Here is a 6,338-nt window from a genome sequence, read left to right as displayed (position 1 = left end):
TAAGAGATGATTATCAGGCTTTGAAAACACTCACTCGTCGGTTTGAAAATAGCATTTCGTCGAACGTTGCTGTGCAATCGTTGCTTACCTATGTTAAAGAGAAGGTAGGAATTGTAGTAGGCGATGAAAATGAGATTGCTATAAAAATGCTGTCTGCTGTGGGACACGAATTGTCGATTGCTTGTGGGTTCGAGCAGATAGACACATGGTCAATCAGCATCCAACGACCGGCCAAGGAAACTGAGGACGGTATTGAAATAGATGTCTTAAAGCCAATTGCCAATAAGCGAGCAGTGGACTGCGATATTTCCAGATCACGATCTTGGCCGATTGATGTTGGGGTTACTGGCAGAGTGTTTCAAACTAAAGAACCGGTTCGTGTGGGTGATATGACCGACGCCGCTGTTCAGTCCGCTCTTGGACATGAAGCGGTTCAACCGAATGTTTATCGCTCGATTTTTGCAACCCCAATAATCCCTGACGGTATGGATGACTGCTGGGGTGTTGTAATTGCGACTAGTGATGAAGCAGATCATTTTCGTGCACACAACGGCCCGGACCAGTCGCATTACGAGCCGCTGGTGCAATTCGCGGCTTTAATTGAATTAGCCCTGGGTATAAGAGACTTGAATATAAGATGTCCCGATGATCCGCCGGTCAAGTCGTAAAGGTAATATTAAGCAGTGAGGTGTAGGATATGACGATGTTAGCAGAGAAAAGACCTGACAATTCCGATGTCTTGGCCCCCACGCCAGACAGGCTTCAAGCACGTTTAAAATTGTTGCTAAAGAAGATGGCTCATGGGGATATTTCAACGCAAGAAGAGCGTGAAATGGCGGAACTGATGGCGCAAGTGCGTAATCGACGTATGCGCTTTTAAACCCTCACGGAGCACGCTTTGCGTCAACTTCGCAATCAATACCAGCATGGCGGAAGCAGGCCGACTAGTGAACAGTCTTCTGATCCTTTGAACATGAGAGCGACCAAATAACTCGGAGGCAATTCCGCTTTGGCTGCAACAAGCTTTGATGTCTACCTAATGCAGGCGTATGCGACCGGCGGTGGAATAACTTTGCTGAAGAATAGGTCTTGCCATTCCGCTGATGGGGACTGAGGATAAAGTTTAAGTCTCGTTCTCTTATCAATCCGAGCGTAGAAGTTACTTGCTGCGTGGAATTTGAGGAATCGCAGGTTGTGCGCTATTTAGCGTCTATCAGCGGCAAATATTCACCCCTATTTTCCATACTCATTCCATACACGCGCGCCGGGTGGTTCTAAGTCATTGAGATAATGGTGCACCCGATAGGATTCGAACCTATGACCTCTGCCTTCGGAGGGCAGCGCTCTATCCAGCTGAGCTACGGGTGCCGGGGCGGTGGTCCGCCGGCTGCGCATCTAGCAGCGGATTTGCCGCTTTGCCAATAGATTATTCTGCGCCGGCAAATCGCCTGCCGGGCGCGGCTCAATCTGCGCTTTCTTCCTTCGGAATTTTCTCGATTTTCTGGAATTTGCCGAGGCCGCAGCGCCGCGCGTATCAAGCCGGCCGCCGGTCTGGCTGAGGACATGGATGATGTCGACGTTGCACAGCCGGTTGGTCGATGTCTTGTAGGAAAAGGCCTCTTCAAAGCCGAGTCCGCTGCATTTGTTGGGCAGATTGTTGCGGTAGATATCGCCGTTGCGCATCTTGAAATCGATGGTCTGGTCGTCGATCACATCGGTCGAGCGGATGCTGGAGCGCATGATGCAATTTTCCGGCTCGCCAATCTCGCGGATTTCATATTTGTCGTCGTCCGAAGCTCTCTCGGCGGCAAAGGCGACGCTGCCGGCGGCGAGGGCGGAGGCAAGGATGAGAGGGGTCTGAAAGCGCATGTTCTTCTCCTGCGGATGGTTGCCATCTTGGTACGAATTTACATCGCTTCACATTTCGCGAAGCTGAATAAAATACGCAATGATGCGGAGCAGCTCAGGCGGGCGCGGGTGTCTTCTTCTTGAACCGGCACAGATCGGCAACCGGACAGCGCCAGCATTCCGGCTTGCGCGCCTTGCAGATATAGCGGCCGTGCAGGATCAGCCAGTGATGGGCGTGGACGCGGAACGGGGCGGGGGTCTGCTTCTCCAGCTTTTTCTCGACCGCCAGCACGGTCTTGCCCGGCGCCAGACCGGTGCGGTTGCCGACCCGGAAAATATGCGTGTCGACCGCGAAGGTCTCCGCGCCAAAGGCACAGTTCATCACGACATTGGCGGTCTTGCGCCCGACGCCGGGCAGCTTGACCAGCTCGTCGCGGTCGGCCGGTACCTCGCCGCCATATTCGGCGATCAGCATTTCCGACAGCGCGATCACATTCTTCGCCTTGGTATTATAGAGGCCGATCGTCTTGATATGCTCCTTCAGCCCGTCGAGGCCGAGATCGACCATCTGCTGCGGCGTTGTCACCTCGGCGAACAGCTTGCGCGTCGCCTTGTTGACGCCGATGTCGGTCGATTGCGCGGACAGGGCGACGGCGACGACCAGCTGATAGACATTGCCATAGTTGAGCTCGGTCTCCGGCGAAGGATTGTCGGCGGCGAGGCGGGCGTAGAATTCGAAGATATCGGCTTTTTTCATGCCCGCCGTCATGGCCGGTCGGTGGCGAAAATACAATCGCCTGGCCACAGGGACGCCGGATCACTGGTCGGTGCGGCGCTCGTCGAACCATTGCCGCATGATCGCCGCCTGACAGCCGGTGAAGCCGAAGGTGCCGACCACCGAGCAGCTGCCCGGACGGCCGGGGCGAGCGGCTTCGTCATGCGAAGCGACGACCGAGGACCAGCTTTGTTCGCCGGCCTGTTCCTCTTCGCTTTCGCGCAATTCGGGCGGGATACGATAGCGTTCCGATTCGGGCCGCTGGGCGCAGACGACAATCTCGTCGCCCTGCGCCTCCGGACATTCGTCGTCGCCAAAGGTGACGAGAATGTTGATCCGTTCCGGCGTGTCGAGATCGGGGGCCGGCTCGGCAACGGCGCTGGCGGACCAGAGCAGGCTGGCGATCAGGCCGGTGGCTGCAAAATTTCTGAAGGACATGACTTCCGGCCTTTTTCGTGACCCGCCCCGTCGACGGCAACCCCCCCGGTCGTGCATCGTTGTAAAAATAGAAATATTGCGCTTTACTGAACAGACGGGCGGCACCGGCAAAAATCAGCCATATTCGCGGGTGCCGCCATGGCATTGCCGGATCAGGGGCGCGAAATCATCCCGCCGTCGAGCACCAGCGTCTGGCCGATCATCCAGGAGGAAGCGCGCGCGCACAGATAGAGCGCAGTACCGGCGATATCCTCCGGCGCGCCCATCCGGCCGCGCGGAATCTGGGAGATCGCCATCTTGGTCATGCCGTCATTCTCGACAATCTGCTTGGTCATATTGCTCGGGAAGAAGCCGGGCGCGATCGCGTTGACGTTGATATTATAGGCAGCGAGATCGGTGGCCAGATGTTCTGTCAGATTGATCACGCCGGACTTGCTGGCGGTATAGGCATAGGTCGGCATGCCCGAATTGCGGATGCCGTTGATCGACGCGATATTGACCACCCGCGCCGGTTCGTCGGCGCTGCCGGAGGCCTTCAGCAGCGGCAGGAATTTCTGGGTGGCGAAGAAGATCGACTTGATGTTGATGTCCATCACCTTGTCCCAGCCCGATTCCGGGAAATCCTCGATGGAAGCGCTCCAGTTCGCGCCGGCGTTGTTGATCAAGATATCGATTTTCTCTTCACGCTCGCTGATTGCCGCGACCAGCGCCTCGATACCCTCGACCTTCGACAGGTCGGCCGGGATCGCGATACAATCGCCCAGTTCGGACAATTCGGCGGCCATCGCCATCAGCCGCTCTTCCTTGCGGGCGGTGATATAGACCCTCGCGCCATTTTCGATCAGGCCGCGCGCCATCATCGCGCCGATACCGCTGGATCCGCCGGTGACCACAGCCACTTTACCACTGACATCAAATAGGGTCTTCATCGTCACGCTCGTTCTCCTGTTATCATTTTGGCGGCCAGTCCTTTCACCCAGTCCTTTCACATCGCCCCGCGAAAGTCCACGCACGAGTCGGGGGCGAGGGCCGGTTGCTGTCCGGACCGGCCCGCGGCCCGACGCTCAGTCGCCCTGAACCCGGTCCATCATATCCATGAAGTCCCGCGCCGAATTGCGGTCGGCCTCGTCCTCGAACGCCTTGTCGAGATCCAGGTGCGTTCCGAGCATATAAAGCACTGCCCATAAGGCAAAACGCCGCCCGCGATCCTTTTCCAGACCGAAGTCGACGCGCATATGTTCGATACCCGCGTCCATCGCTTCCGGCTGGATGGCAGCAAGGTCGGCGGTGCCGAAATAGCGTTGCAGCTGGTCATCAAAATCCATGGGGAGGGCTTATGCTGTCCGGTGGATATTGGCAAGCCGGGTGACCGATACGGCGCCCGGATCTGCGGACGGCGCGCAGGCAACAGGGACGGCTTCCCCCCTCCACCGGGAACGGATCGCCACCTCGCGCGTATTCTGGGCATGGGGACAAGAAGGACAGCGACGGAGATTTTTCCTGGACGACAATCGGCCTGTCGCTGGCGCTGATGGCGGGGATGGCTCTTGGCGACCTGACCCGGCAAGCGATGCACGCCCGCCTGTCCGTGCCGCCGCCGGTCGATCCGGTCGAACGCTATGCGCTCGGGCAGAATGCCTACGAGATGCCTCATGTGCGGACCCGGACGTCCCCGGCGCAGCCTGCGCAATATAACGACGCCGGCTATGAAATCGGCCGCTATGAGAATGGCGCCCGCATTCTGGTACCGGAGGAACCGGCCCGCAAACGCGACCGGCTGCGGATGGAACGGCTGCAGGCGTGGAATGACGAGAATTTTGGCGCTGAAAGCGGTTATGAGAATGATTCAATCGGTTATGCCGGGACTCGCCAAGATGATGGAGCCCCGATCGATGTCGGCGCGGTCATGGATGCTCCCGAAATGGGGGCCGTGCGGGCAAGCGGGGTCTAGGGAGTCAGAACCGGACGGAGAGCCTGCCGTCTTCGCGTGGCAATCGCCGCCAGAGTTATCTTTCCGGCGAAGCCGATCTGGCGAGAATTTCGGCTTTGGTTATTCAGGCTTTGCTTCTATCGATAGGCGAAACCGACCTGTCGCCGGCCGTCTCTTGGCCGGACGGCAAGATCGGGGTGATATCCATGGTGATGGAGCAAGATCCGTGAAACCGGCCAAGATGCTGAGCCTTGTCACCACCCTTTCTATGGCCGCGCTGACTCTCGGCTTCGCGATGCTTTGCTATGATAGAATGCAGATATCCTACGGACCATCGGGCCAATATTTTGATGCCCGCAGCGGGGTCACCTTCAGCGATGACGCGGTGCTCGTATATGGCCTGCTCGCAATGGTTGGTTGCATCGCTACGATTTGGTCGACCTGCTGGATGATCCGGGTCAGGCGTCGCGGAGTTTTGCGGAGGCGCAGGAAAAATGGCATTTGATTGGCGGGGCAATAGCGCTGCTTCATCGCAAGACCGGGAGCGGGATCATCCTGCCAGCCAGATCTAAAACCCCAGAACTCCGTCCATCCCGTAGCGCCCGGGACTCTGCCCGACCAGCCAGCCAGCCGCCTTCACTGCACCGCGCGCAAAGATCATCCGGTTTTCTGCCCGGTGGGTCAGCTCGATCCGTTCCTCGTCGCTCGCCAGGATGACAGTGTGATCGCCGGCGACCGATCCGCCGCGCAAGGCGGCAAAGCCTATAGCGCCCTTTGCGCGCGCGCCGGTGATGCCGTCGCGGCCGCTTTCGCTGTTGGCGTCCAAGTCGATGCCGCGGCCGCGCGCGGCGGCTTCGCCCAGCAATTTCGCGGTGCCGCTGGGGGCGTCGACCTTGTGCCGGTGGTGCATTTCGACGATCTCGATATCCCAGTCGTCGCCCAGCCGGCTCGCCGCCTGCTCGACCAGCGCCGCCAGCATATTGACGCCGAGCGAAGTGTTGCCGGTCTGCAGCACCGGGATCTTGGTCGCCGCCGCGTCGATCGCGGCGTGATGCGCGGTCTCCAGTCCGGTGGTGCCGATGACGATCGGCTTATTCGCCGTGACGCAGGCATCGAGCGTTGCCTGCAGCGCTTTTGGCGAGGAGAAGTCGACCAGCACATCACTCGCCGCGACCAGCGCCGCGATAGCATCGCCCTGGTCCGCGCCGCCGGCGTGGCTGTAGCCCGCTTCCGCGATCGCCGCAACGAGCGCCTGTCCCATGCGGCCCTTGCTGCCGATAATTCCGATGGCTGTCATCTTGGGGTCCCTGTCTTTGGTCCTGTTGTGCGACACTCTCTAGCCGCTCG

Annotated in this window: 10 protein-coding genes and 1 tRNA gene; 4 read left to right on the top strand and 7 right to left on the bottom strand. The window is 58.8% G+C overall.

The annotated features are described in order from the left end of the window. Together C8024_RS10140 and C8024_RS10135 are read left to right on the top strand one after the other, a co-directional pair. Nucleotides 1-668, top strand: a 668-nt coding sequence (locus C8024_RS10140; RefSeq protein WP_173204715.1) for a GAF domain-containing protein, incomplete at its 5' end; no start/stop codon positions are given. A 35-nt stretch (nucleotides 669-703) separates the two neighbouring features. Beyond that, a complete protein-coding gene (locus tag C8024_RS10135; protein WP_173204712.1) occupies nucleotides 704-880 on the top strand; it encodes a hypothetical protein in 177 nt (58 codons plus the stop codon). Nucleotides 881-1,291: 411 nt separating this feature from the next. Here C8024_RS10135 and C8024_RS10130 read toward each other — a convergent pair. The 6 genes from C8024_RS10130 to C8024_RS10105 form a co-directional block, all read right to left on the bottom strand. Next, a tRNA-Arg gene (locus C8024_RS10130) sits at nucleotides 1,292-1,368 on the bottom strand. A gap of 27 nt (nucleotides 1,369-1,395) precedes the next feature. Continuing rightward, nucleotides 1,396-1,869 (bottom strand): hypothetical protein, encoded by a 474-nt coding sequence (locus tag C8024_RS10125; protein ID WP_254305787.1) that lies wholly within the window; start codon nucleotides 1,867-1,869, stop codon nucleotides 1,396-1,398. A gap of 94 nt (nucleotides 1,870-1,963) precedes the next feature. Beyond that, nucleotides 1,964-2,605, bottom strand: coding sequence for an endonuclease III (gene nth, locus C8024_RS10120; RefSeq protein ID WP_100093602.1), 642 nt, complete (start codon nucleotides 2,603-2,605; stop codon nucleotides 1,964-1,966). 60 nt (nucleotides 2,606-2,665) lie between these two features. Then, a complete protein-coding gene (locus tag C8024_RS10115; RefSeq protein ID WP_173204709.1) occupies nucleotides 2,666-3,061 on the bottom strand; it encodes a hypothetical protein in 396 nt (131 codons plus the stop codon). 152 nt (nucleotides 3,062-3,213) lie between these two features. Next, the gene (locus C8024_RS10110) at nucleotides 3,214-3,990 is read right to left on the bottom strand and encodes a glucose 1-dehydrogenase (protein WP_173204705.1); all 777 of its coding nucleotides are present in this window, start codon (nucleotides 3,988-3,990) and stop codon (nucleotides 3,214-3,216) included. A gap of 135 nt (nucleotides 3,991-4,125) precedes the next feature. Then, nucleotides 4,126-4,386 carry a hypothetical protein gene (locus C8024_RS10105; protein WP_173204703.1) on the bottom strand — a complete coding sequence of 87 codons (261 nt, stop codon included), beginning with the start codon at nucleotides 4,384-4,386 and terminating at the stop codon, nucleotides 4,126-4,128. Nucleotides 4,387-4,592: 206 nt separating this feature from the next. Here C8024_RS10105 and C8024_RS10100 point away from each other — a divergent pair, with 206 nt between their 5' ends. Next, the gene (locus tag C8024_RS10100) at nucleotides 4,593-5,012 is read left to right on the top strand and encodes a hypothetical protein (protein WP_173204700.1); all 420 of its coding nucleotides are present in this window, start codon (nucleotides 4,593-4,595) and stop codon (nucleotides 5,010-5,012) included. Between the two features lie 205 nt (nucleotides 5,013-5,217). Continuing rightward, nucleotides 5,218-5,496, top strand: coding sequence for a hypothetical protein (locus C8024_RS10095; RefSeq protein ID WP_173204697.1), 279 nt, complete (start codon nucleotides 5,218-5,220; stop codon nucleotides 5,494-5,496). A 63-nt stretch (nucleotides 5,497-5,559) separates the two neighbouring features. Here C8024_RS10095 and dapB read toward each other — a convergent pair whose 3' ends face one another. Beyond that, nucleotides 5,560-6,288 carry a 4-hydroxy-tetrahydrodipicolinate reductase gene (gene dapB / locus C8024_RS10090; protein WP_173204694.1) on the bottom strand — a complete coding sequence of 243 codons (729 nt, stop codon included), beginning with the start codon at nucleotides 6,286-6,288 and terminating at the stop codon, nucleotides 5,560-5,562. Nucleotides 6,289-6,338 lie beyond the last annotated feature (50 nt).

The sequence above is a fragment of the Sphingopyxis sp. BSNA05 genome, from assembly GCF_013265645.1.
In the GTDB taxonomy this organism is placed as follows: Bacteria; Pseudomonadota; Alphaproteobacteria; order Sphingomonadales; family Sphingomonadaceae; genus Parasphingorhabdus.
Note: the sequence above shows the minus strand (reverse complement) of the source record. Positions and strands in the feature narration are given on the sequence as shown.